General features: G+C 67.8%; 19 protein-coding genes. 8 read left to right on the top strand and 11 right to left on the bottom strand.

The features are described from left to right. The 9 genes from G0Q01_RS17840 to G0Q01_RS17800 all read right to left on the bottom strand — a co-directional run. A partial coding sequence (locus tag G0Q01_RS17840; protein WP_164213681.1) for a BatD family protein occupies positions 1-1,163 on the bottom strand: 1,163 nt, incomplete at its 3' end. Continuing rightward, complete coding sequence (locus G0Q01_RS17835; RefSeq protein WP_164213680.1) at positions 1,160-2,881, bottom strand: VWA domain-containing protein; 1,722 nt, start codon at positions 2,879-2,881, stop codon at positions 1,160-1,162. The genes G0Q01_RS17840 and G0Q01_RS17835, both read right to left, overlap by 4 nt. Then, the gene (locus G0Q01_RS17830) at positions 2,878-3,888 is read right to left on the bottom strand and encodes a VWA domain-containing protein (protein WP_164195342.1); all 1,011 of its coding nucleotides are present in this window, start codon (positions 3,886-3,888) and stop codon (positions 2,878-2,880) included. Before G0Q01_RS17830 ends, G0Q01_RS17835 begins: the two co-directional genes overlap by 4 nt. After that, positions 3,885-4,382: a DUF4381 domain-containing protein gene (locus tag G0Q01_RS17825; RefSeq protein WP_164195344.1), complete on the bottom strand. Its 498-nt coding sequence runs from the start codon at positions 4,380-4,382 to the stop codon at positions 3,885-3,887. Before G0Q01_RS17825 ends, G0Q01_RS17830 begins: the two co-directional genes overlap by 4 nt. Further along, complete coding sequence (locus G0Q01_RS17820; protein WP_164195346.1) at positions 4,379-5,356, bottom strand: DUF58 domain-containing protein; 978 nt, start codon at positions 5,354-5,356, stop codon at positions 4,379-4,381. The genes G0Q01_RS17825 and G0Q01_RS17820 overlap by 4 nt, the downstream gene beginning before the upstream one ends. Positions 5,357-5,365: 9 nt before the next feature. Next, on the bottom strand, positions 5,366-6,370 hold the full coding sequence (locus G0Q01_RS17815) for a MoxR family ATPase (protein WP_164195349.1): 1,005 nt from the start codon (positions 6,368-6,370) through the stop codon (positions 5,366-5,368). Between the two features lie 24 nt (positions 6,371-6,394). Beyond that, complete coding sequence (locus G0Q01_RS17810) at positions 6,395-7,378, bottom strand: HAD family phosphatase (RefSeq protein ID WP_164195351.1); 984 nt, start codon at positions 7,376-7,378, stop codon at positions 6,395-6,397. Positions 7,379-7,494: 116 nt separating this feature from the next. Next, a complete protein-coding gene (locus tag G0Q01_RS17805) occupies positions 7,495-9,063 on the bottom strand; it encodes an arylsulfatase (RefSeq protein WP_203595063.1) in 1,569 nt (522 codons plus the stop codon). Between the two features lie 1,326 nt (positions 9,064-10,389). Further along, entirely contained in the window at positions 10,390-11,331 is a 942-nt protein-coding gene (locus tag G0Q01_RS17800; RefSeq protein WP_164195354.1) for a LysR substrate-binding domain-containing protein, read from the bottom strand. 106 nt (positions 11,332-11,437) lie between these two features. Here G0Q01_RS17800 and G0Q01_RS17795 point away from each other — a divergent pair, with 106 nt between their 5' ends. Then, entirely contained in the window at positions 11,438-12,952 is a 1,515-nt protein-coding gene (locus G0Q01_RS17795) for a catalase (protein ID WP_164195356.1), read from the top strand. A gap of 81 nt (positions 12,953-13,033) precedes the next feature. Here G0Q01_RS17795 and G0Q01_RS17790 read toward each other — a convergent pair whose 3' ends face one another. Next, on the bottom strand, positions 13,034-14,173 hold the full coding sequence (locus G0Q01_RS17790; protein WP_235940215.1) for a DUF6456 domain-containing protein: 1,140 nt from the start codon (positions 14,171-14,173) through the stop codon (positions 13,034-13,036). Between the two features lie 228 nt (positions 14,174-14,401). Between G0Q01_RS17790 and G0Q01_RS17785 the strand changes: the two genes are divergently transcribed. Beyond that, positions 14,402-14,698 carry a DUF6477 family protein gene (locus tag G0Q01_RS17785; protein ID WP_164195358.1) on the top strand — a complete coding sequence of 99 codons (297 nt, stop codon included), beginning with the start codon at positions 14,402-14,404 and terminating at the stop codon, positions 14,696-14,698. Positions 14,699-14,710: 12 nt separating this feature from the next. On the opposite strand, the gene G0Q01_RS17780 is transcribed toward G0Q01_RS17785, so the two are convergent. Beyond that, positions 14,711-16,255: a trimethylamine methyltransferase family protein gene (locus G0Q01_RS17780; RefSeq protein WP_164195360.1), complete on the bottom strand. Its 1,545-nt coding sequence runs from the start codon at positions 16,253-16,255 to the stop codon at positions 14,711-14,713. Positions 16,256-16,544: 289 nt separating this feature from the next. Between G0Q01_RS17780 and G0Q01_RS17775 the strand changes: the two genes are divergently transcribed. The 6 genes from G0Q01_RS17775 to G0Q01_RS17750 all read left to right on the top strand — a co-directional run bounded on the left by G0Q01_RS17775 (position 16,545) and on the right by G0Q01_RS17750 (position 22,354). Then, positions 16,545-17,228: a DUF2270 domain-containing protein gene (locus G0Q01_RS17775; protein ID WP_164195362.1), complete on the top strand. Its 684-nt coding sequence runs from the start codon at positions 16,545-16,547 to the stop codon at positions 17,226-17,228. A gap of 174 nt (positions 17,229-17,402) precedes the next feature. Beyond that, positions 17,403-18,362 (top strand): delta-class carbonic anhydrase, encoded by a 960-nt coding sequence (locus tag G0Q01_RS17770; protein ID WP_164195364.1) that lies wholly within the window; start codon positions 17,403-17,405, stop codon positions 18,360-18,362. Positions 18,363-18,456: 94 nt separating this feature from the next. After that, positions 18,457-20,022, top strand: coding sequence for a glutamine-hydrolyzing GMP synthase (gene guaA, locus G0Q01_RS17765; RefSeq protein ID WP_108966002.1), 1,566 nt, complete (start codon positions 18,457-18,459; stop codon positions 20,020-20,022). Between the two features lie 227 nt (positions 20,023-20,249). Beyond that, positions 20,250-20,522 (top strand): putative quinol monooxygenase, encoded by a 273-nt coding sequence (locus G0Q01_RS17760; protein WP_108966004.1) that lies wholly within the window; start codon positions 20,250-20,252, stop codon positions 20,520-20,522. A 56-nt stretch (positions 20,523-20,578) separates the two neighbouring features. After that, positions 20,579-21,418 carry a DMT family transporter gene (locus G0Q01_RS17755; RefSeq protein WP_108967665.1) on the top strand — a complete coding sequence of 280 codons (840 nt, stop codon included), beginning with the start codon at positions 20,579-20,581 and terminating at the stop codon, positions 21,416-21,418. Between the two features lie 72 nt (positions 21,419-21,490). Further along, on the top strand, positions 21,491-22,354 hold the full coding sequence (locus G0Q01_RS17750; protein ID WP_164195366.1) for an ATPase: 864 nt from the start codon (positions 21,491-21,493) through the stop codon (positions 22,352-22,354). Positions 22,355-22,359 lie beyond the last annotated feature (5 nt).

Raw genomic sequence — 22,359 nt, 5'->3', positions numbered from 1 at the left:
GTGTCCCCCGCCCCGGTCTCCTGCCCGCGATAGCGCTGCGCCCCCAGCGCCAGCAGCGCCGCCTCGACCGGCGCGGCGCGGCGCGGGTCCGGCCCCTCCACGCGCCCGGCCCAGAGATCGAGCGCAGGGCGCAGTGCGACATGGTCGCGCGCCGCGATCACCCGCATCAACGCCCGCCAGGCATGGCCTTCGGAGGCCAGCACGCGCGCGCGCCGCTCGGCCCGCCGCCGCGACAAAGCCGGCAACAGGACGCGCAGCCCGCACCAGAGCAGCCCCAGGGCCAGCAGGGCGCCCCCTGCCAGCAGCGCGAGGCGCGCTGGATCGAGCGGCGCGCTCCGCCCCGGCGGCGGGCCGTCGATCCGCAGCTCGAGCCCGGGCGCCGAGGCGGTCTTCACCACCCCGTCGTCGGTATCATACCACTCGAGCCGCACCTCCGGCAGCGCCCCCCCGCCGCCCGCCTCGGCGAGATAGGTCACGCTTTCGACCCGCGTGCCGCTGAGCGCGCCCCGGTCGTCACTCTCGGACAGCCGTGGCTCGTCCGGGTAGGTCGCAACGCCCGGCAAATCCACGGCCGCCAGCAGCCCTGGCAGGAACATCGGCGACACACCCGTCACCGCGACCGTCACTTGCCGCTTGAGGCTGTCGCCGGGCACCATCGTGCCGGGCTCGCCCTCGATCTGCTGCGTGAGCGACAGCTCGGAGGCGGCGATAAAAGGATCGAGCCCTTCGGCCCCGTCCGGCACCACCCCGGAAAAGGCAATCGGCCCGGTGGTCAGCGTCACCTGCCGCGCCTCGCCCGCGCCCATGTCCTGCCAGGTCACAAGCACCTCCTGCGGCGGCAGCACCACCTGCCCGGGCACCATCGGCGAGATGCGATAGTGCCGCGAGATGCCCGCCCAGGTCTCGCCGCCGATCCGCTCCGACACCGGGTTGGTCGAACGGGACGGCAGGCGCACCAGCAGGTTCGGCGCTTCGAGGCTCGGCCAGACCGGGGGCCTTGGCATGAAGCTCGGGACCAGCACGGTCAGCCGCAGGCTGAGCGGCTGACCGGGGATCGCCTCGGTCTCGGGGAAGTCGACGATGAGCTGCGGCATGTCCTCGGACTCCTGCGCCCTGAGCGGCAGCGGCAAAAGCAGGACGAGCACGCAGAGGACCCGGATCATTGTCCACCCTCCGTGGGCGCCGGAGCCGCAGGCTGTGCCGCCGCATCGCCATCTTGAGACGGCTGTGCCGCCGCATCGCCATCTTGAGACGGCTGTGCCGCCGCATCGCCATCTTGAGACGGCTGTGCCGCCTCATCGCCATCTTGAGACGGCTGTGCCGCCGCATCGCCATCTTGAGACGGCTGTGCCGCCTCATCGCCATCTTGAGGCGGCTGTGCCGCCTCGAGCGCGAAGCGCATCCGCAGGAAGTCCTCGGTCCGCGTGTTGACGGTGTTCATCCATTGATCGGCGGTCAGCAACCCGCCACCTCCCGCGTCCGCAGCCTCGCGCAGCGTCTCCTCGCCCTGCCCGCTCTCGTTGTCGTAAACCTCCTCATCCGCCCCGATCCCCTGGTCCTCGCCGGTGTCCGAGGCGAGCTGCGCTGCCTCGACATAGGCGACGATGCGCTGCGCGGTCTCGAGGTTCTCCGCCGCGCCGGGATAGTCCGGATCGCGCGCCAGCGCCGTCTCGAGGGCCCGCACGCCGTCGCGGTAGTGCCGCCCCTTGATCTGCGCCACGCCCTGAAGGAAGGCCGCCTCAGCCGTCTCGACCCGGTCCAGCACCAGCACGGCATCGTCATATTGCCCGTCCCGGTAAAGCGCATAGCCACGCCAAAGCGGATCGACAAAAAGCTCGGCCGCGCGTTCGTAGTGCTTGTTCTCAAAAGCGATGCGCCCCTGCTGGTCCGGCGTCAGAAACCAGTCGGCGATCCCTTCGGCCCGCGCGCCCTGCGGCGTGAGCAGCAGCGTCAGCCCGGCGATCGCCGCCCACCGCATTGTCCAGCCCCGCCGGAAGCTCAGCAGCAGGATCAGCGCGGCGGGCCAGGCCAGCCAATGCGCCCGGTCCTCCCAGGGCTGGTCCACGTCATCGAGTTGCGCACGCCGGTAGGCCGCGTTGAGCAGCCCGTCGAGCCTGCGGATATCCGACGGATCGGGCGTGGCCTCGACCACCGGCGCCGAGAGCGCATCAAGCCCCCGGTCGCGGCTGCCCTCCGGCCGCATCGAGAGCACCGCGAGCGGTGCCGCGCTGGCATTGAGCGGCGCCACGTCGGCGGGGTCCAGACTGTCAGTGACAAAGAGGATGCCCCCCGGCGCGGTCTCCTCGGCCAGCATCGCCGCGGCCAACGCCAGCGCCTCGCCCGCCACCGCGCCTTCGCGCGGCATGACCTCGGGGCTCAGCCCCTCGAGATAGGGCACCATGACCTGCGCGTCCTCGGTCATCGGCAGCACCACATGGGCAGTGCCCGCATAGGCGACCAGCGCGGTGCGCGCCCCGGCGCGCAGGTCGAGGAAGTCGCGGATCTTCTGCTTGCCGCGCTCGAGGCGCGACGGGGCGAGATCGGTCTGCTCCATGCCCGTCGTCACCGCGAGCACGATCACCGCGGGGGCCGATTGCGCGGCAAAGGGGTCAGGCTGGCGCGACCAGCTCGGCCCCGCGGCCCCGAGCGCGGCAAGGAGGAGGATCGCCGCGGTGCTGTCAATCGGCAGGACGCGCCGGCGCTGCGCCCGCCCCACCGTCAGCGCCTCGCGCAGGTGCGGGGCGATCCCCTCGGCCAGCCTCGCGCCGCGCTGGACCGGGCGGCGCACCCACCACCAGACAAGCACGATCAGCGGCACCAGCAGCAGCCAGAGCGGGCGCAGGAAGTGAAAGGCCTCGAGGAAGATCGGCAGCTCGGTCATGCCGCCTCCTCCGCCTGTCGCGCCGCCCGTGCCTGTCTGCGGCGTCCGCGCAGCTGCAGCCAGAGCACCGCGCCCAGCCCGAGCAGCGCCGCCAGCCCCATGGGCACCCAGGACAGCGAACGGCGCGGTCGGAAGGACAGCGTCTCGGTCTCGCGCGGGGCAAGCGCGTCGATGCGGGCGTAGACCGCCTCCAGCGCGGCGGCGTCCTCGGCAAAGAAGTACTGCCCCCCGGTGCGCGTGGCGATGGTCTGCAGCGTGGCGAGGTCAACCCGGTTCTCGCCGGTGGCCTCGGGATCGCCGACGCCGATGGTGAAGATCTCGACACCCCGATCGGCGGCGATCTCGGCGGCGTTGACCGGGCTCATCCGGCTGGCAGTGTCCGAACCGTCCGACAGCAGGATCAGCAGCCGCTGGTCGATGTCGCTGGCCTCGAAGGTGCGGATCGAAAGGCCGATGGCATCACCAAGCGCGGTGTGCGGCCCGGCCATGCCGACCTCGGTGGTGCCGAGCAACTCGGTGATCGTGGTCAGATCATCGGTGAGCGGCGCCTGCAGGTAGGCCGCGGTGCCGAAGACGATCAGCGCCATGCGGTCGCCGTCGCGCCCGGCGACAAAATCGCCCACCACCTGCCGCACCCCGGCGAGGCGCTGGATCCGCGTGCCGTCCGGCGTGGCGAAATCCTTGGCGTCCATCGACCCCGAAATGTCGATCGCCAGCACCACGTCGCGCGCCGCCTTTTCGATGGTGATCGGCGCGCCGACCCGCTCGGGCCGGGCCAGCGCCAGCACCAGCAGCGCCCAGCAGAGCCCGGCGGTGATCGCCGAGATCACCGGGCGCGACAGGATCACCGCCCCGGCGCGCGGCTCGGCCCCCGCCGCCTCGGCCATGCGCCGGAAGAACGGGAAGCGCAGCGCGCTTTCGCGCTCGCGGTGCGGCGGGACCAGCCAGCGCACGAGCAGCGGCAGCGGCAGCAAAAGCAGCATCCACGGCGCGGCGAGCGAGATCATGCCGCCTGCTCCCGCGCGCGCGGGGCGGGTGCGGCGCGATGGGTCTTCAGCCAGTGCTCGGCGGCGCGGCGCAGCTCGGGCGACGGGGCCGCCCCCGGCTCGCGGTAGGGCGCGCGGCGCAGCTCTTCGCCAGCGGTGTCGGGAAAGCGGCTCCTCGCGGTGCGCGACAGGAAATTCGTCCAGTCGGCCCCGGTGAGCGAGGCCACCTCGGCGCGCGGAAAGGCGGCGAGCGCGGCGCGGCGAAGGACAGCGGCGAGCTCGGCAGTGGTGCTGGCCCGGTCCAATTCGGCCAGCGCGGCGCGGCGATAGGCATTCGCCACGCGGCGGCGGTGGCCGAGCCAGAGCCCCCAGAGGGCGAGCGCCGCGAACAGCACCGCCAGCGCCACCCAGCCCCATGTCTGCGGCACCAGCGGCACCGGCGCGGGCGGAACCGGCTCGATCAGCTGATCGATCAGGCCCACGAGGCTTTCGGTTTCCGCTCCCTCCTCGTTCATCGCGGCCCGAGCCCCAGCAGCCGTCGCATCTGCGGCAGCGTTTCCTCCCCGGCAGAGAGCGGCAGGATCGCCACGCCGAAGCGCCGCTGCCAGTCGAGCACATCCGCCAGCCGCCCCTTCGACATCTCGATCAGCCCCTTGCGGGTGCCGGGCGCGGCCGTGTCGATCTCGGCCTGCAGTGCTCCGTCGGTGACGATGAGCTTCAGCCCCGCCGGGATCTCGCCCGCGCTGGGGTCGGTCACCGGCACGAGGATGAGATCGTTGTGGCGCGCAAGGCCCGAGACGATGCGATCGGTCTCGGCGTCGATGCCGTCGAAGTCGCTCAGCACGATGATGAGGTGATTGCGGCTGACAATTCGGGCGACCGCGCGCAGCACCTGCGTCAGGCCGATCGGCGCGACGTTGGGCGCCTCGGCATGCAGCTGTGTGTTGGCCTCGGCCAGCGCGGTGAGGAAGCGGTTGAGCGCGGCGCGGCTGCGCTGCGGGCGGACCTCGGCGATCATCTCGTCGCCAAAGACGATGCCCCCCACCCGGTCGCCCTGGTCGAGGATGCGGAAGGCGGTCATCGCGGCGGCCTCGGCGGCGGTGACCGATTTCATCGCGCGCCGGGTACCGAAGAACATCGACATGCGCTGGTCGACGACGATCAGCGCCGGGCGGTCGCGCTCCTCGGTCATCACCCGGACGTGCGGCTTGCCGGTGCGGGCGGTGACCTTCCAGTCGATGGCGCGGATGTCATCGCCGGGCAAGTAGTCGCGCAGCTCCTCGAAGTTGAGCCCGCGGCCGCGCAAGCGCGACGCGTGACGGCCGTTCAGCACCGACTGCGCCGGCTGGCGCGGCAGGAAGCTGAGGCCGCGCGCCGGACCTTCGAGGCTGCGCAGGTAGGCCAGATCGGTATGAATGCGCGGATCATCCAAGACCTGCGGGGCCTTGCCCAGGGTGCCGGTGCGGATGCGGGCGGCGCGGTCCTTCATCTTGCCTCCTCAGGGCAGCGCCACCTGCCGGACGATCTCGGCCACCACGGCATCGGGGCTGACGCCCTCGCCCTGCGCTTCGTACGACAGGCCCAGCCGGTGGCGCAGCACATCGGGCACCACGGCGCGGATGTCCTCGGGGTCGACATAGTCGCGCCCCGCGAGCCAGGCGTGGGTGCGCCCGCATTTGTCGAGCGCCAGCGAGGCGCGCGGGCTGGCCCCGACCTCGATCCAGCGCTTGAGGTCGTCACCGAATTCGGCGGGCACGCGGGTGGCGTTGACCAGATCGGCGATGTAGCGCTCCATCTCGGGCGCCACGCGCAAGGCGGCGATCTCGCGGCGGGCTGCGAAGACCGCCTCCTGCGGGATCGGAAGCGGCGCGTCGGCAGCGCCTTTCCCGGCGCCCCCCTGCGCGGCGATCTCCTCGCCGCGCACGAGGCGGATCACCTCGACCTCGTCCTCGACCGGCGGATAGGTGATGTTCACATGCATGAGGAACCGGTCCATCTGCGCCTCGGGCAGCGGATAGGTGCCTTCCTGCTCGATGGGGTTCTGCGTCGCCATGACCATGAAGAGCGGCTCCATCTTGTGGGTGGTGCCCGCCACGGTCACCTGCCGCTCTTCCATCGCCTCGAGCAGCGCCGCCTGCACCTTGGCCGGGGCGCGGTTGATCTCGTCGGCCAGCACGAGGTTGGCAAAGATCGGCCCGGCCTCGAAGCGGAACTCGCCGCCGCCCTCGCCCTGGTAGTAGACCTCGGTGCCGGTGACATCCGAGGGCAGCAGGTCGGGGGTGAACTGGATGCGGCTGAAATCGCATTCGAGGTTGCGGGCAAGCGCCTTGATGGCGCGGGTCTTGGCGAGGCCCGGCAGCCCCTCGACCAGCAGGTTGCCATTGGCGAGAAGCCCGATCAGCAGCCGCTCGATCACCTCGCGCTGGCCAATGATCGCCTCGCCCATGCGGGCGCGCAGGCTGTCGATCTGCGCCCGCGTGCCGCTTTGGGTCATGCCTTCCATACCGTCCTTACCTTTCCACGCAACTCAGTCGGTGGGGAACACCTTGGCCCAGTCCTGCGCCATGTCGACGATGGTCCAGCCAAAGCCCGGGCCTTCGTCGAGGCCGCGGTTCAGCGTGCCGATATGGCCGTCGCGGTCATAGGCAAACTCGCGCGCCGCGTCGGTGTGATGCACCAGCAGGCCAAAGCTCGGCCCCTCGCCCGAGGTGGTGTATTGCAGCATGGCGAAATCACCGTCGGAATTGCCCGCGGCAAAGATCGGCTTGCGGCCGATGTGGCGGATGATGCCGACCGGCTTGCCCTCCTTGTCGTCGATGAAGGTGACGCCGCCGTTCTTGGTCAGCATCGGAAGCCCGTCGACCACCTCGAAGGAGGTGTTGCCCTCGGTGCCGACCACCTGCCACGGCGGGATGCCATAGGTGTCTTCGGAGAAGGCGCGGATGAAATCGATGCCGCCGCCCGAGACGATATAGGTGCTGAACCCTTCGTCGCGCAGGTAGCTCAGAAGCTCGAGCATCGGCTGGTAAACCATTTCTACGTAAAGTTTTTTTGTCGTCGGATGGGTGTAGCTCGTGAGCCAGTCGCGCGCATCGGCCTGAAACTCGTCGACGGTAAGCCCGGAATGCGAGACGTTGATCACCTCGAGCAGCCCGTCCATGCCGGTGGCGAGAACGCCGCCGACGTCGCCCTTGGCGCCGGCCTTCAGCGCGTCGGTGGTGAGGATATCGGGATCGACCTTGGCCTTTTCCTGCAGCACGTCGAGCGCGTAGAGCGCCTGGAAATAGACCGGCTGCTCGGTCCAGAGCGTGCCATCATTGTCGAAGGCGGCGATGCGGTCCTCGGGGGTGACGTAGTCGTCCGAGGCTGGATCGGTCACCGCCTCGACAAATTCGATGATCGCAGACTTGGCGCCGGTGTCGTTCCACGAAGGCAGCGGATCGGCGAAGGCGGGGGCGGCAAGCCAGAGCGCGGCGAGAGCGGCGGCGCAGGGCGCGTGCGGGTCGGGCATGGGTGTATCCCCTTCGAGGGCGGGCGTCTGTGTTCGTCAGCACGCCAGTAACAATCGGAAAATAGAATAATGGTCGGGGCGGCGGCCTGCGCCGGCCCGAGACGGGAGCAGCTGGATCAGTTGCTGCCCATGTTCGCGAGGCTGGCGTTCAGGTCTTCCTGGATCTGGTCGATCGAGAAGCTGTCCGGCCGCTGCGAGGGCGGGAACTCCTTGAAGGTCTCGAAGAACTTGGCGACTTCCTGCGACGCCGGGGCGACGAGATAGGCGTGGTCGCTCACCCAGTCCCAATAGGTGTTCGAGGTGATGTCGGCCCGCTCGTAGGGGTCGGCACGCAGATCGAACAGCTTGGGCACGCGCAGCTGGGTAAAGGGTTCGGCCCAGACCGCCATGGTGCCCTTCACGCGCTGCTCCTTGAAGACGACCTTCCAGTTCTCGTAGCGCAGGCCGACCACTTCGCCATCGTCGTTGATGTAGAAGAACTCGTCGCGCGCCCCCTCGTCCGATGCCCCGGTGAGGTAGTCGAGCTGGTTATAGCCATCGAGGTAGTTCTTGTACTCCTTGCCGTCGATCGTCGTGCCGGAGAGCAAGCGCTGCTTGATGTCGGTGTCGCCGACGGCGGCCATGATCGTCGGGAACCAGTCGAGGCCCGAGAACATCTCGGTGTAGACGGTGCCGGGCTCGATCATGCCGGGCCAGCGGATGAGCGCGGGGACGCGGTAGGCGCCTTCCCAGTTGGTGTTCTTTTCGGAGCGGAACGGCGTGGTGCCGGCATCCGGCCAGGTGTTTTGGTGTGGCCCGTTGTCGGTGGTGTAGATGACGATGGTGTTGTCGGCGACGCCGAGTTCGTCGAGCGCGTCCAGAACCTCGCCGATGACGCCGTCATTCTCGATCATGCCGTCGGCATATTCGGTCCGTGCGGTCAGCCCCGGCTCGCTGCGGTTCTCATCGCGCACGTGGGTTTTGTAGTGCATCCGGGTGGTGTTGTACCAGGTGAAGAACGGCGTGTTCGATTCCACCGCGCGCTTCATGAAGTCGATCGCCCCGGCGGCGGTCTCCTCGTCCACGGTTTCCATGCGCTTGCGGGTGAGCGGGCCGGTGTCCTCGATCTCGCCGTCGGCGTAGGAATGCAGCACCCCGCGCGGGCCGAAGCGCTCGCGGAATTCCGGGTCCTGGGGATAGTTGAACTGCTCGGGCTCTTCCTCGGCGTTGAGGTGGTAGAGGTTGCCGAAGAACTCGTCGAAGCCGTGCGCAGTGGGCAGGAATTCGTCCCGGTCGCCCATGTGGTTCTTGCCGAACTGGCCGGTGGCATAGCCCAGGTCCTTGAGCGCCGAGGCCAGCGTCACGTCCTTGTCCTGCAGGCCGGCGTTGGCGCCCGGAAGCCCCACCTTCGACAGGCCGGTGCGCAGTGTCGACTGGCCGGTGATGAAGGTCGAACGACCGGCGGTGCAGCTCTGCTCGGCATAGTAGTCGGTGAATTTCGCACCCTCGGACGCGATCCGGTCGATGTTCGGCGTGGTATAGCCCATCAGGCCGAAACTATAGGTCGAAAGGTTGGTCTGGCCGATGTCGTCGCCGAAGATCACGAGGATGTTCGGCTTGGCCGCAGCATCGTCTTGCGCCCAGGCCGCCGAGCCCAGAGCCATCGCGGAACTGACGACGACGGCCGTCAACATTGTCCGTTTCATGTAAATCTCCCTAAAAATCAGTTAAAAAGCGAAACCACTTATATAACTCACTAGCTCCGGCTGAGCGGGTCACCGGTTGTCTCATGAGACTTACGCCGCCCCCCCGAGAAAACGGGGCAACCGAGGTTCGGGAGTACAAATTTCCGTCGAAACCAGCCCCTCATCAGCGGCGACCTGCCTCATGCGGCCAGTATCATGTTGCCCTAACGTAAATGCAACCATTCCATTGTGATCTATCGGAATATTACACTTCTTGGCGGCAATGCGCTGCCGAGACTGTGCATATTTACGTCCGCAATGCGGCGCGAGGCCGGCTCGGCGCCGCTCAAGGGCCACATGGCGCGCAATCAACCGCGTTGCTGCCAAATTGCAAATGGCCGCCCCGCAACGATTTTGCGGGGCTGCAGAACCACTTTGAGGCAGGGCCACGCCGCGGGGGCGCTTCGATCCATCGCCCCGACGCAGATCGCCTCGCCGGCGCCGCCGGGCGGCGGTTTGGCACCGATCCCGCCATTGCCACCGGCGTCGAGGTACGTTCATCTCGGGTACAGCGGCAGCCCGGCCCGCGTCGTCGCAGCGTGCCCCCTGCGCGGGGCCCGTGATCGCGCCGCGATGAGCAATCCATGGTGTGCCGTGTCAATCGGGCTGGCCGCGTCCGCCAGCGCCTCTGCTCGGCGCGCCACGACGCGAAACTTCAGGAAACGTCGCAAGGATCTGCCCGCGAACCGACTCATGCCCGCCCCTCTTCAGTGACCAACAGCGCCCGGTCGCACCATCTAAAGCTGTCAAATAGCGCGGATTTCACACCCTTTGGGAGAGTTTGCCTGACAGAAGCGCGTCTCGACTTCACATTTCGGAAACACTGAGTTTGCACCAAGCGAGGCTTCGCCACCATATCGGCAAGATTTAGCCCATGATTTCCGTACATTACCTTGCGGCAACGCAGCAAGGTCCCCAGTTACCGCGATGAAACACAAAAATTCCGGGATAGCCGAGGCGGACAAAGCCTGTATTCTGACCCTGTTACCAGTCTGACGTCATTTAGAATCATTTGTTGTTACGAGTCCCGCTAGGTCGACCAAGCGTCTTTGCGGCTCGGCGTTAAATTTTCCCTCAACGCCGTGCTTCCCCAGGAAAGGAGCCGCGTCCCAAGGCTCCAATCCTCACGTCCCGAACCGGCTCTGCCTGCCTCTGGCATCCTCGTCTCCCCAGCGATCATGGCCGGGGTGGAGGAGTCGCTCACGGACCAAGAAGCCGCGCAGCTGTCTGCGCGGCTTCATACGCGTTCCCGACAGCGCGTTTCCTCAACTACGGCGTGGCGCATCCTCAGCGGTCCGCCGGAGCAATCTCCGGGCTCTTGCGCACGCCCTCCACCAGCGCGTCCCCCACGGTCTGCAGCACGTCCGCGAGCTCGGTGAACCAGCCCTCGCGGTGGCTCGACGCGCGGCACGCCAGCGCCACGATCCGTGCCGGCTCTGGCGTCCCGAAGCGCCGCAGGTGCATGCCCGGCGACGCGCGCAGTTCGGTCAGCGCCGCAACCTCCGGCATCAGCGTCAGACCAAAGCCCGCCGCCACCAGCCGCGACAGCGTCGAGAGTGACGTCGCCCCCATGTTGATCCGCGCGTTGCCCCTGCCCCGGCCACAGACCGCCAGCGCCTGATCGGTCAGGCAGTGCCCGTCTTCGAGCAACAGAAGCTGGCTCTCCGCCAGGCCCTCGGGGCTGGGCACGCCGCCGATCGACGCGAGCCGCGCGGCGCTGCCGGCCAGCAGGAATCGATCCTCGAAAAGTGGCAGCACCTCGATCCCCTCCTGCTCGATTGGCAGCGCCACCAGCGCCGCGTCGAGCGCGCCCTCGGCGAGCCGGGCAAGCAGCGTCTCGGTCTTGGTCTCGGTCACCTCGACGTCGAGCGAGATGTCTTCGGCCCGCAACGCGGCCAGCGCCTCGGGCAGGAAATAGGGGGCGATGGTCGGGATGACGCCGAGCGAGAGCGTGCCGGTCAGCCCGCCGCGCCGCCGCGCCGCGTGCTCCAGCCCCGCGACCTCTGCGAGGATGCGCTCGGCGCTCGCCAGCACCTCGCGACCGAAGGGGGTCAGCAGAACGTCGCGCGCCTGCCGCTCGACCAGCGGGCCGTTCAGCGCCGCCTCGAGCTCGCGGATCTGCACCGACAGCGCGGGCTGCGAGACATTGCAGGAGTCCGCGGCGCGGCGGAAATTGCGCTGCGCGGCGAGGGCCCGGAAATAGCTCAGCTGGCGAAGGGTAACAGGCATAAGAAAATCCTATCACTCCGACAAGAATCCGCAATTGGGAACTTAGGCCCGCCCCTCTAGTTGATCGCACACAAGGGCACACCCGCCTCATCTCCATGGAGGACTCATGAGCAAGCGACTGACCACATCCGCCGGCGCGCCGGTGCCGACAAACGAAACCTCGGCCACCGCCGGTCCGCGCGGTCCGGTGCTTCTGGAAGACTACCAGCTGATCGAGAAGCTCGCCCACCAGAACCGTGAGCGCATTCCCGAGCGGGTGGTGCACGCCAAGGGCTGGGGCGCGCAGGGTACCTTCACCGTGACCCATGACATTTCCCAGTACACCTGCGCCAAGATTTTCTCGCAGGTCGGCAATACCTGCGACATCCTCTCGCGCTGGTCGACGGTCGCGGGCGAACAGGGCGCGGCGGATGCCGAGCGTGACGTGCGCGGCTTCTCGCTGAAGTTCTACACCGAGGAAGGCAACTGGGACATGGTGGGCAACAACACCCCCATCTTCTTCATTCGCGATGCCTACAAGTTTCCCGACTTCATCCGCACGCAGAAGCGCCACCCCAAGACCAATATGCGCTCGCCCGAGGCCATGTTCGACTTCTGGGCCGGCCAGCCGGAGTCGGTGCATCAGGTGACGATCCTGATGTCGGACCGCGGCATTCCGAAGAACCCGATGCACATGCATGGCTACGGCTCGCACACCTATTCGCTGTGGAACGCGCAGGGCGAGCGCTTCTGGGTGAAATTCCACTTCCGCTGCCAGCAGCCGATCGCAAATTACACCAACGAGCAGGCCGAGAAGATCGTCGGCGAGACCCGCGAGAGCTTCCAGGAAGACCTGTACAATGCCATCGACGGCGGCAATTTCCCGAAGTGGGAGATGAACATCCAGGTGATGCCCGAAGCGCAGGCGGCCGAGCTCGACTTCAATCCGTTCGATCTGACCAAGGTCTGGTCGCACAAGGACTTTCCGCTGATCCCGGTGGGCATGCTCGAGTTCAACAAGAACCCAGACAACTATTTCCAGATGGTCGAGAACGCCGCCTTCTCGCCGTCGAACAAGGTGCCCGGCATCGGCTATTCGCCCGACAAGATGCTGCAGGGCCGGCTCTTTGCCTATGCCGACGCGCACCGCTACCGGCTTGGCACCCATTACGAGGCGCTGCCGCCCAACGCGCCCAAAAGCCCCGTTCACACCTACCACAAGGACGGAGCAATGCGGTTCTTCCCGCCGCAGACCGGACATATCGACGCCTATTACGAGCCGAACCAATACGAGGAGTCGGCCAAGGCGGACCCGTCGGTCATGGAGCCGCCCCTGAAAATCTCGGGCGACGCCGACCGCTACACGCAGGAGGACAAGGATGCCGACTACGTCCAGCCCCGCGCCCTCTACAAGGAGGTGTTGGGCGATGACGAGCGCGCGCGTCTGCACCTCAACATGGCCCGGGCCATGGCGCCGGTCTCGGACGGCGTGCGCGAGCGCTGGTACGCTGTGCTGGAGCGGGTGCACCCGGACTACCTTGCCGGAGTGAAGAAGGCCGCGGCGGACCTCGAGAGCGGCAATATCGACGACTACCCGGGGATCCCGGTCACCGGCGACACGCCGGTGCGCGCGGCAGAGTAAGCCCGCCGCCGCGACCCAAGACACTGGGGGCGAAGCTGGCAGCTTCGCCCCCTTTTCATGCCCGACGCGCGGGTCAGGCGCTCAGCCGATCAGCCCACCGCCCGAAGCGTCCAGCGCCTCGTAGTGCCGCCGCAGTCGCTGCAGGGCGATGCGCAGCACCACCTTGCCCGAGCGCGCCGCCCACCCCAGGGTGCGTTCGGTCTCTTCGAGACCCTCGAGATAGCAGCAGCACCGAAGCGCGACATCGCCGAGCCCCGGCCCGAGGTCGCGCAGCGCCCCGGTAAAGCGCACACGCGCCGCCTCGGAGCCCTGCGGGAGCCGCGTGGCAGACCCGGGCTTCACACCCGCCGTTAGGAAGTGATCCCAGTTCTGGGTCGTCCGTGGCGCCATCTGCGCCAGCTCGAAATCCTCGCGCAGCCGCTCGCCGGCGCGCACCAGCGCCTCGTCGAGAAAGGGCTTGCCGTCCCGGTCGCGCCGGCGTCCGAGCGAGGCCAGCGGGCTTTCGGTCGCTGCGTAGCGCCGGCGGCCGCGCGGGTCGGACTCTTCCTCGGCCATGGCCGCCTCGGCCGCGCGGCCGCTTTCGAAGCCGGCCTGCGCCTCGGCAAATCCGCGCAACCGGCTCTCCTGTTCGGCCATCAGCTGCCCGAGCGCCCCGCGTCCCGCCGCGGTGATGCGGTAACGCGAGATCCGCCCCGGCGCGTCGCAGCGGATCCAGCCCTTGAGCGCCATGGCCTCGGCCACCGGCACATCGACCACCGCGGTGCGCGCCGAACCGCCCCCTCCGGTGTCGCGAACGACCACGGCCTTGTCCATCTCGGTGGCCACTGCCAGCACCGCGCCGCTCTCGCAAAGCCGCCGCAGCACCCGCCGCGCCTCGCGCGAGAGCGTTGCCGCATCCAGGGTTGGAGCGCCGCTGCCGGCCTCGTCGCGATCGTCCTCGGGCTGCGTCATGCCCACCTCCTTTGCTGGCGCGGCGCAGGCGGCGCGCGCCGCCCCGAGCCGGCGCAGGGCCTCGTCCACCAGCGGGTCGTCCCGCAGCGTCTCCATCCGCCGCACCTGGCGCAGCACGGTCGAGGCATGGCATCCCGCCGATCGCGCCAGCGCGCGGATCCCCGCGCCATCCTCGGTATGGGCCAGGTAGTGGCGGGCCATCTCGGGCACCCAGGCAGGAAGACCGGGTGCCTTGGTGAAGTCCTTGGAAAAATCACGGTATCGCATCATTGCAGATGTCCCCTAGGTTGCACCCCGCCGACGCAGGGCTTGCGGAAGTGAACCTGAAAACTGCTCGCCTCAAAGTTATCTAAAAGTTAATGATTTTAGACGTTTAACAGACTTCTCTACAAATTATAAACATCGGTAAACGCCGCGCGCGCAGCCCCACGCGCCGGGGCAACATCGCTGCCCCCCATGTCACTCTCCGGGCCTGTTCACCAAATGGGAGACGACCCGATGCAGGACCTCCAGAGCCTTCTTTGCGCCTTGCGCCGCCCGCGACTTCTCGTGCGCGCCGCGCGCTATGGTGCCGCCGACTACCAGCGCGAGGCGCATCTGCCACGGCTGCTCGGCACGCCCTATCCCGAGCGCCACGGAGCGGCGCTTCTGCGTCTGATGGAACTGGAAGACGGGATCGACAGCAGCCGCCGCGCCCGCGCTTCGAGCTACTCGGCGACGCGTCACGTGGAGGTGCTGGCGGCGATTATCGCGGAGGACCGCCTGCGCGAAGCCCAGCGCCACACCTCCGCTTGAAGCGGCGATCCGTCAGAGAAAGGCGTCGGGCATGGCGGCCTTGCGGCGCGCCACGAAATCGCCCAGCGCCTCGCTCGTGGCGGGATCCATCGCCGGCTGCTCGTAGCTTTCCAGCAAGGCTTTCACCCGCGCCGAGGCCAGCTGCATCGTGTCGCGCCCGCCCTCTTCGGACCATGTCTCGAAGGGCTTGTAGTCGAAGAGCTCGGAGCGCCAGAAGGCGGTCTTGAAGTTCTCCTGGGTGTGGGCGCAGCCAAGGTAGTGCCCGCCCGGCCCGACCTCGCGGATCGCGTCCAGTGCCTGTGTCGTCTCGTCGACGGTCACCCCCTGCGCGAACTTGTGCAGCGCGCCGAGTTGATCGGCATCCATCACGAATTTCTCATAGGAGGCGACCAGCCCGCCTTCGAGCCAGCCGCAGGCGTGCAGCATGAAGTTGACCCCCGACTGCAGCCCCATGTTCAGCGAATTGGCGCTCTCGTAGGCCGCCTGGGCGTCGGGCAGCTTGGAGCCGCAGAACGCCCCCGCCGAGCGATAGGGCAGCCCCAGCCGCCGCGCCAGCTGGCCGACGCCGTAGCTGATCTGCGACGCCTCGGGCGTGCCAAAGGTGGGCGCGCCGGAGTTCATGTCGATCGAGGTGACGAAGGCGCCGAAGATCACCGGCGCGCCTTTGCGTACCAGCTGCGCGTAGGCGATGCCCGCCATGCCCTCGGCCAGAACCTGCGTCAGCGTGCCCGCCACCGAGACCGGCGCCATCGCCCCGCCGACGATGAAGGGCGAAACGATGCAGGCCTGATTGTTGCGCGCGTAGACCTCGAGCGCGCCCATCATCGTGTCGTCGAAGGTCAGCGGCGAGTTGATGTTGATCAGCGAGGTCATCACGGTGCTTTGCTGCACGAAGTCCTCGCCGAACAGAATGCCGCACATGTCGACGCTGTCCTGCGCCCGGCTCGGCTCGGTCACCGAGCCCATGAACGGCTTGTCCGAGAGGGTCATATGGGCGTGCAGCATGTCGAGGTGGCGCTTGTTCACCGGCACGTCGGTGGGCTCGCAGAGCGTGCCGCCCGAATGGTGCAGCCAGCGCGACATCTGCCCCAGTTTCACGAAATTGCGGAAATCCTCGATCGTGCCGTAGCGCCGTCCCTTCTCGGCGTCATGCACGAAGGGCGGACCGTAGACCGGCGCCAGCACCAGCGAGCGGCCGCCGATTTCGACCGACCGCGCGGGGTTGCGGGCGTGCTGGGTGATCCGCGAGGGCGCATGGCCGCAGAGCTGCCGCGCCAGCCCGCGCGGGATGCGCACGCGTTCCCCCTCGATCTCGGCGCCAGCGTCCTTCCACAGCGCCAGCGCCCCGGGGTTGTTGACGAAATTGACGCCGATCTCCGCCAGCACCGTCTCGGCACCGGCCTCGATCATCTCCAGCGCCTCTGCGGAGAGAATCTCGAAATTGGGGATGTTGCGCTCGATGAAGCGCGCCGTCTCGACCCGGGCCGACCCCCGTGCCGCCCGACGGGCCGCGCCGCCGCCGCTGCGTGTCCGTTTCCGCGTTTCTGTCTCCGACATGGCGCCTCTCCCGTTCCGTCACACCCCCGACAAGTAGTAGCCGAGCCGCCCGAGGACCAGCGACGAGTTTGCGCCCCCTGACGGATAAATACGACATCCGCGCGGACCCGCACCGGCTGAAAGGGCATCTTAAGGTGTCTCTGCGCAGAATGTTTCACGGGGGTACTGCGCTTCGACCGGCCAAGACTTCGACCCACCAGGCTTCGACCGACCAAGCCTTCGGTCGGCCAAGACTTCGACCGGTCAGGCTTTGGTCGGCCAGGCTTCGACGGACAAGACGGGGGAGCAGATGAAAGACGTGCAACTCGAAATCGGCGGGCGGCCGCTCGACGGGGCCGAGCTTGGCGCGCTGGCGCATCTCTACCGCGGCGAGGTCTACCGCTGCAGCGTCTGGCGCACGCGGCTCGACACCACCACCAACTGGGCCGTCGTCACGCTGGGCGTGGCCCTGTCGATCGCCTATGCAGCGCCCGATGCGTCGCCGCTGCCGCTGGTGCTGGTGGGCATCTCCAACCTTTTCTTCCTGACGCTCGAAGCGCGGCGCTACCGCTATTGCGACCTCTGGCGCCGCCGCTTCCGCAGCATGGAGATGAATCTCTACGGACCAATCCTCAGCGGCACCGCCGGACCGGACGCCTCCTGGGCAAGGGACCTGCGCGACAGCTACGTGCGGCCCGAGTTCGGCATCACCTACCTGCACGCGATGGGGCGGCGCATCCGGCGAAGCTATTTCTGGATCATGCTCATCCAGCTCCTCGCTTTTCTCGGCAAGATCACCGTGCATCCCAGCCCCGTCGAGAACTTTGAGCAGGCCATGCAGCGCGCCTCCGTAGGGGTGATCCCCGGCGAGGCCATGGCCTTGGGCGGGCTGATTTACGCCTTGGTCTTGACCACACTCGCGCTCTGGTCGCTGCTGGCCGACAGAAGGGCTCGAATCGAGGAGGACCTCTCCGCGCCCGACGCCACCTACTGAGCTGCGTTAAGCAATGCGTCAGCTCTTTGCGTCAGGGTCAGGTGGAGACGGGTCTCGGGATGGGGCGGCGAATCCTCAGGGCCGAGGCGCGGGCCGCCATACCCTGCCCCAGTGAATGCCAACCCACTGCCACTGCCACGGCCACGGTCGCCGGAGAGTCCACAGGAGGTTCCCATGACGCCCCCCCACGTGCTTCTTGCCCTGACGGTTTGCACGGTGCTGGTCCTGTCCTCGGCCGCAGGGGCCGACAACAAGATCACCTACCCGCCCACGGGCCATGACACGGCGCCCTCCCACGGCAGCGCCCCGCCCGGCGCCCCCCCTGCGGCGGATCATGGTGCCGGACACGCCGCCCAGACCGCCAGCGCGCATGGCGCCGATCCCGGGGGAGAACACGGCGCCGCCGACGGCCCGCTCTGCACCGGCTTCGGCCCGCAGACCCCGCGGGATATCGGCAATCCCTATGGACGGAACCCCGTTTCCTTCGGCCTTGCCCCGCCGCCGGACGAGATGACCCTGTGCAACATCCACACCCACACCAATGCCGAGCATCTCGGACCAGGCTTTTCCATCTACGCGGGCCCTGGCGAGCACGGCGGTTTCAAATGCGCGGGCTCGGCCAATCTCAGCGCCGCCGAACTCTCCCGCCCCGGCAGCGGCCCCGCCCGCTTCGAAGGGGTCGAGCCCGGCGACACGATCGAGGTCCATTGGGTCTATTCCTCCTGCGACGTGGCGCCGGGCCCGGGTCTCGGCGCCTGCCTCTCGGCGTCCTGCTCGAACCCCGAGTTGCGGGTCGAGTCGCAGGTCTTTCTGGTGGTCAACGACCCCAATGCGCTCGACTTTCGCGATTTCATCTACCTCGGAACCATGCGCAACGGTCGCCACCAGGCCCGCGCTCTGCCCAGCGGCACCGGCGCGCCGGTGGTGTTCCGCGGCTCGACCACCGGGCCCAGCTACTCCCAGCAGGTCTGCTCGCCGCTGCAGGTCACCTGGTCGGTCCGCCCGCGCTGCGCCCGGCTCGACATCGCGACGCTCGACGCCTGGGCGGGCATGGGCAACGTTTTCGAGGAGACCCACAGCCACGGCGTGCGCCGGCTGGTCACGGCACCGGCATTGCTCAGCCAGATCGAATGAACGCGCGCCCGCCGATCCCCCGGCGCTGCGCCATTTCCCTCTGCGCGGCACCCAGCCTCTTGCGCGCCGGGCGCGGCCCGCCTAAAGCAGCCGCATGACCCAGCATGATCGCCTCCTTATCATCGACTTCGGAAGCCAGGTGACGCAGCTCATCGCCCGTCGCCTGCGCGAGCTGAATGTCTACTGCGAAATCCACCCCTATCAGAACGTCACCGATGCGTTCCTGAAGGAGTTCGCCCCCAAGGCCATCGTCTTCTCCGGTGGCCCCGACAGCGTGACGCGCGAGGGCTCGCCTCGCCCGCCCAAATCCGCCTACGAGCTCGGCGTGCCGATCCTCGGGATCTGCTACGGCCAGCAGGTCATGATGCACGACCTCGGCGGCAAGGTCGAAGCCGGCCAGAGCCACACCGCCGAATTCGGCCGTGCCTACGTGACGCCCAAGGAAGACCGCCTCGACCTGCTGTCGGGCTGGTTCCTCGATGGCTCGGGCCGCGAGCAGGTGTGGATGAGCCACGGCGACCACGTCTCGGAAATCGCCCCGGGCTTCGAGGTCTACGCGACCTCCCCCGGTGCGCCCTTCGCGATCACCGCCGACGTGACCCGCAAGTTCTACGCCGTGCAGTTCCACCCCGAGGTGCATCACACCCCGAACGGGAAGACGCTCTACGAGAACTTCGTCCGCGAAGCCGGATTCACTGGCGACTGGACGATGGATGCCTACCGCGAGGAAGCGGTGCGCAAGATCCGCGAGCAGGTCGGCGCGTCCAAGGTGATCTGCGCGCTTTCGGGCGGCGTCGACAGCTCGGTCACCGCGGCGCTGCTGCACGAGGCGATCGGCGAGCAGCTGACCTGCGTTTTCGTCGACCATGGCCTGCTGCGTCTCAACGAGGCCGACGAGGTCGTCGCGATGTTCCGCGACCACATGAACCTCTCGGTGATCCACGCGCAGGAACAGGATCTGTTCCTCGGCGAGCTCGAGGGCGTGTCCGACCCCGAGACCAAGCGCAAGATCATCGGCAAGCTCTTCATCGACGTGTTCCAGAAATACGCCGACCAGATCGAGGATGCGACCTTCCTCGCGCAGGGCACGCTCTACCCCGACGTGATCGAGAGCGTCAGCTTCTCTGGCGGCCCCTCGGTGACCATCAAGTCGCACCACAATGTGGGCGGCCTGCCGGAGAAGATGGGCCTCAAGCTGGTCGAGCCGCTGCGCGAGCTCTTCAAAGACGAGGTGCGCGCGCTGGGTCACGAGCTTGGCCTGCCGGCCAGCTTCATTGGCCGCCACCCCTTCCCCGGCCCGGGTCTGGCGATCCGCTGCCCCGGCGAGATCACCCGCGAGAAACTCGATATCCTGCGCAAGGCGGATGCGGTCTATATCGACCAGATCCGCAAGCACGGTCTCTACGACGAGATCTGGCAGGCCTTCGTGGCGATCCTGCCGGTGCGCACCGTGGGCGTGATGGGCGACGGCCGCACCTACGACTACGCCTGCGCCCTGCGCGCGGTGACCTCGGTCGACGGCATGACGGCGGATTACTACCCGTTCAGCCACGAGTTCCTCGGCGAGACCGCGACACGGATCATCAACGAGGTGAAGGGCATCAACCGCTGCACCTACGACATCACCTCGAAGCCTCCGGGCACGATCGAATGGGAATGATCAGCCAGTGATCAGGGAGGCCGGGGAAACCCGGCCTCCTTTTGCGTTCGGGCCACGCATCAAGATCACACCCCGCCGCCAACCGCGGAGGGGCGGCCCGATTGCCCCTTGCCCCTTGCCGTGCCGCGCGCCAGTGTCCGCAGCGAGAGGACCCCCATGACGACCAGAGTTTCCGCGCAGCCGCGCCCCGCCGACTTCCCGCACAGCCAGCCAACCCGGAGCGCGACATGAGCGCCGTGCAGCTGACCGGCCGCATGACCGCGCCGCCCGAGCGCTGCCCCAACGTGCGCGCTGCCATGGCCGACCACATCCGCCTGACGCGGGCCGAGCCCGGCTGCCTCTACTTCGATCTGCGCGAGAGCGAAGACGGGGTCTTCGAGGTCTCGGAACTGTTCCAGAGTCGCGACGCCTTCGAGGCGCATCAGCATCGCACCCGCGGCAGCGCGTGGTTCCGCATCACCGGCGATCTGCCGCGCGACTACGAGGTGGCAGAGCTGTGAGCACGCGCCCCCTTGCCGCTCCGAGCCTGGGCGCCGTGCCGAAGGCCGCGCTCTGGATGCTCGGCTCGATCGTCTCTTTCAGCGCCATGGCGGTGGCCGGGCGCTATGTCAGCTCCGGCCTCGACACCTTCGAGATCATGCTCTATCGCTCGCTGCTCGGGGTGGCGATCATCAGCAGCATCGTGATGCTGACCGGCAAACGCCGGACCGTCGCAACACGCCATATCGGCACCCATATCATCCGCAATATCAGCCATTTCACCGGGCAGAACCTTTGGTTCTACGCGATCACGGTGATCCCTCTGGCGCAGGTCTTCGCGCTGGAATTCACCGGCCCGATCTGGGCCATGCTGCTGGCGACGCTGGTGCTGGGCGAGCGGCTGACCTGGCCGCGCAGCCTGGCAGCGCTGGTCGGCTTCCTCGGCATCCTGATCGTCACCCGCCCCTCGCCCGAGACGCTCTCGCCCGGCCTCTTCGCCGCCGCGGGCGCGGCCATCGGCTTTGCCGGCTCGGCGATCTTCACCCGCAAGCTCACCCGCACCGACAGCACCCTGTGCATTCTTTTCTGGCTGACGCTGACCCAGGCGATCATGGGACTGGTCTGCGCCGGCTTCGACGGCGACATCGCCGTGCCCTCGGCCGAGGCCGTCCCGGGGGTGATCGTCATCGGCCTCGCCGGGCTTTGCGCCCACTATTGCCTGACCACGGCGCTCAGCCTCGCGCCCGCCTCGGTGGTCATGCCGATCGACTTCACCCGCCTCCCGGTCATCGCGATCGTCGGCATGCTGCTCTACGCAGAGCCGCTTGATCCCTGGGTGCTGCTTGGCGCGGCGATCATCTTCGCCGCGAATTACGCCAATATCCTGCGCGAGACCCGCGCCGCGCGCCGGGCCTAAGGATGAGGGCGGTGTTTGACGCGGCGCGCGGGCGCAATTACCTGTCGGCGCAGACGACGCAGGAGCCCTTTGATGCTGTATGAAACCGCCGCCGACTGGCAGGATGCCGCGCGCAAGCACGTCGTGCTCTTTGCCATGTCGGGGCTTGGCAAGACCCATGTGTCCTCGATGCTGCGGCAGTCCGGGGACTGGTTCCACTACTCGATCGATTACCGCATCGGCACGCGCTACATGGGCGAATACATCGCCGACAACGCCAAGGCCGAGGCGATGAAGAACCCCTTCCTGCGCGAGCTGCTGCTGTCGGACTCGATCTATATCGGCTCGAACATCACCTTCGAGAACCTGACCCCGGTCTCGACCTACCTTGGCAAGCCGGGCGATCCGGCCCGGGGCGGTCTGCCGATGGACAGCTACCGCATGCGGCAGGATCAGTTCCGCCGCGCCGAGGAGCAGGCGCTGCTGGACACGGGCTATTTCATCGAGCGCGCCCAGCAGCTCTACGGCTACCCACATTTTGTCTGCGACACCGGCGGTTCGATCTGCGAATGGGTGGACGCCGCGAACCCGCGCGATCCGATCCTGTCGGACCTATCGCGCCAGGCGCTGATGGTCTGGATCCGCGGCAGCGAGGCGCACACAGAGGAGCTGATCCGGAGGTTCGATCGCGCACCCAAACCCATGGCCTACCAACCCGAGTTCCTCGAGGCAGCCTGGAGGCGCTACCTCGACGAAAAGGGCGTGTCGGAAACATCGGTGGATCCTGACGCCTTCATCCGCTGGACCTACGCACAGGCGCTGGCACACCGGCAGCCGCGCTACCAGGAGATGGCGCGCAACTGGGGCGTGACCGTCGAGGCATCCGATATGGCCACGGTGCGAGACGAGGCGGACTTCGTCGCGGTGATTGCTGCGGCCATCAGCGCCAAGGCGTGAGCAGA

Source organism: Salipiger sp. PrR007, from assembly GCF_010499845.1.
Lineage (GTDB): Bacteria > Pseudomonadota > Alphaproteobacteria > Rhodobacterales > Rhodobacteraceae > Salipiger > Salipiger pacificus_A.
The sequence above is the reverse complement of the archived record's forward strand: the minus strand, read 5'-3'. Positions and strand labels throughout refer to the sequence as shown.

Coding starts and splice junctions, on each gene's coding strand:
- G0Q01_RS17835 (WP_164213680.1), bottom strand. CDS start 2,881: ATGACCGAGCTGCCGATCTTCCTCGAGGCCTTTCACTTCCTGCGCCCG.
- G0Q01_RS17830 (WP_164195342.1), bottom strand. CDS start 3,888: ATGATCTCGCTCGCCGCGCCGTGGATGCTGCTTTTGCTGCCGCTGCCG.
- G0Q01_RS17825 (WP_164195344.1), bottom strand. CDS start 4,382: ATGAACGAGGAGGGAGCGGAAACCGAAAGCCTCGTGGGCCTGATCGAT.
- G0Q01_RS17820 (WP_164195346.1), bottom strand. CDS start 5,356: ATGAAGGACCGCGCCGCCCGCATCCGCACCGGCACCCTGGGCAAGGCC.
- G0Q01_RS17815 (WP_164195349.1), bottom strand. CDS start 6,370: ATGGAAGGCATGACCCAAAGCGGCACGCGGGCGCAGATCGACAGCCTG.
- G0Q01_RS17810 (WP_164195351.1), bottom strand. CDS start 7,378: ATGCCCGACCCGCACGCGCCCTGCGCCGCCGCTCTCGCCGCGCTCTGG.
- G0Q01_RS17805 (WP_203595063.1), bottom strand. CDS start 9,063: ATGAAACGGACAATGTTGACGGCCGTCGTCGTCAGTTCCGCGATGGCT.
- G0Q01_RS17800 (WP_164195354.1), bottom strand. CDS start 11,331: ATGCCTGTTACCCTTCGCCAGCTGAGCTATTTCCGGGCCCTCGCCGCG.
- G0Q01_RS17795 (WP_164195356.1), top strand. CDS start 11,438: ATGAGCAAGCGACTGACCACATCCGCCGGCGCGCCGGTGCCGACAAAC.
- G0Q01_RS17790 (WP_235940215.1), bottom strand. CDS start 14,173: ATGATGCGATACCGTGATTTTTCCAAGGACTTCACCAAGGCACCCGGT.
- G0Q01_RS17785 (WP_164195358.1), top strand. CDS start 14,402: ATGCAGGACCTCCAGAGCCTTCTTTGCGCCTTGCGCCGCCCGCGACTT.
- G0Q01_RS17780 (WP_164195360.1), bottom strand. CDS start 16,255: ATGTCGGAGACAGAAACGCGGAAACGGACACGCAGCGGCGGCGGCGCG.
- G0Q01_RS17775 (WP_164195362.1), top strand. CDS start 16,545: ATGAAAGACGTGCAACTCGAAATCGGCGGGCGGCCGCTCGACGGGGCC.
- G0Q01_RS17770 (WP_164195364.1), top strand. CDS start 17,403: ATGACGCCCCCCCACGTGCTTCTTGCCCTGACGGTTTGCACGGTGCTG.
- guaA (WP_108966002.1), top strand. CDS start 18,457: ATGACCCAGCATGATCGCCTCCTTATCATCGACTTCGGAAGCCAGGTG.
- G0Q01_RS17760 (WP_108966004.1), top strand. CDS start 20,250: ATGAGCGCCGTGCAGCTGACCGGCCGCATGACCGCGCCGCCCGAGCGC.
- G0Q01_RS17755 (WP_108967665.1), top strand. CDS start 20,579: ATGCTCGGCTCGATCGTCTCTTTCAGCGCCATGGCGGTGGCCGGGCGC.
- G0Q01_RS17750 (WP_164195366.1), top strand. CDS start 21,491: ATGCTGTATGAAACCGCCGCCGACTGGCAGGATGCCGCGCGCAAGCAC.